2 protein-coding genes are annotated in these 1,303 nt (G+C 74.4%); both read left to right on the plus strand.

The genetic code is table 11. The features are described 5' to 3' along the window. The first annotated feature begins 124 nt into the window (after nucleotides 1–124). The gene (locus PLL68_RS15350) at nucleotides 125–763 is read left to right on the plus strand and encodes a DUF4129 domain-containing protein (RefSeq protein ID WP_324535584.1); all 639 of its coding nucleotides are present in this window, start codon (nucleotides 125–127) and stop codon (nucleotides 761–763) included. After that, nucleotides 760–1,303 (plus strand): DUF4350 domain-containing protein (locus tag PLL68_RS15355; protein WP_324535586.1); only part of this gene is annotated, 544 nt, incomplete at its 3' end. The genes PLL68_RS15350 and PLL68_RS15355, both read left to right, overlap by 4 nt.

Here is a 1,303-nt window from a genome sequence, read left to right on the forward strand (position 1 = left end):
GTCGACGCGTTGCTGACGGTCGACCAGCGCATCCGCCGGGAAGGGCTGGACGTGCAGCTCATTCACACCGCGCAGCACGGTGGGCCGGCCCCGTGGCCCAGCGCCGTGCAGGACCGCTGAGCCGGTGCGCCTCGATCCACCGCTCGACCCCACGTCCCCCGAGGCGAGGACGTGGCTCGAGGACGAACTGAGCAAGGCCATCTACCGCGACGACCGCAGCCTGCTCGAGCGCCTTCGGGACTGGCTCTCGGACCTGCTGTCCAGCACCGGCTCCGGCAGCCTGCCCGCGTGGTTGATCGCCGTCGCCATCGGCATCGCCTTGGCCGTGCTCGCCCTCGTCGTGGCCCGGTCGGTGCGGGCCGAGCGTCGCATGACGGTCGACCGACCTCAGGGGGTGCTCGACGGCCCCACGCGCACGGCCATCGAACACCGCGCCGAGGCTGCCCGGGCGCTGGCAGCGGGCGATCACACCACGGCGGTTCTCGAGTCCTACCGCGCGATCGCCCGCTCGGCCGTCGAGCGCACCCTGCTCGACGACCTCCCCGGCCGCACCGCCCACGAGGTGGCGATCGCGCTGGCACCCGCCTTCCCGGCATCCGCCGATCGCCTGCGCAGCGCTGCCGACACCTTCGACGCCGTGCTCTACGGGCGCCGGGCTGCTGCCCCCGAGGCCGCGCGCGACCTGGTCACCCTCGACACCACCCTGGCCGCCACCCGGCCAGTGCTCCCCGAGGTGCCCTCCCAGACCGGAGCCGGCAGGTGACCGCCGAGGCCACGACGACGCAGCCGTCACCCTCCGCTGCGCTCCCGGCGGGCGACGGCGGTGGGATGCCGCGTGCAGCGGTGTCGCGCGCGCGGCGACGTCGCCGGCTGGGCGCCTACTTTGTTGCGGTCGCGCTCGGACTGACCCTCATCGCGCTCCTGGCCCTCACGGCCCAGCGGCCGGGAGAGCCGCTCGACCCGGAGAGCACTCGCCCGAGCGGGGCTCGGGCGCTCGTCGAGGTGCTGCGCCAGCAGGGCGTCGAGGTCGAGGTCGTGCGCTCGGTCGCTGACCTCGAGGCGCTGCGCCCCGACGCCGACACCACGGTGGTGATGAGCAACCCCGCCAACCTCGGTCCGGGAGCCACTGCCCGCCTGCGAGCCGCCACGACCACGGCCGGCAGGCTGGTCCTGCTCGGGGTGGACAACGACCACCTCGAGGAGCTCGGGCTCCCCGTGCAGGCGTTCGACGGTCTTGCCGTCGACCTGGTGGCGCGCTGCTCCTCGAGCATCGCCCGCGACAGTGACGTCGTCTCGCTCTCCG

It is taken from the genome of Ornithinibacter sp. (assembly GCF_035443565.1).
Classification (GTDB): Bacteria; Actinomycetota; Actinomycetes; order Actinomycetales; family Dermatophilaceae; genus Fodinibacter.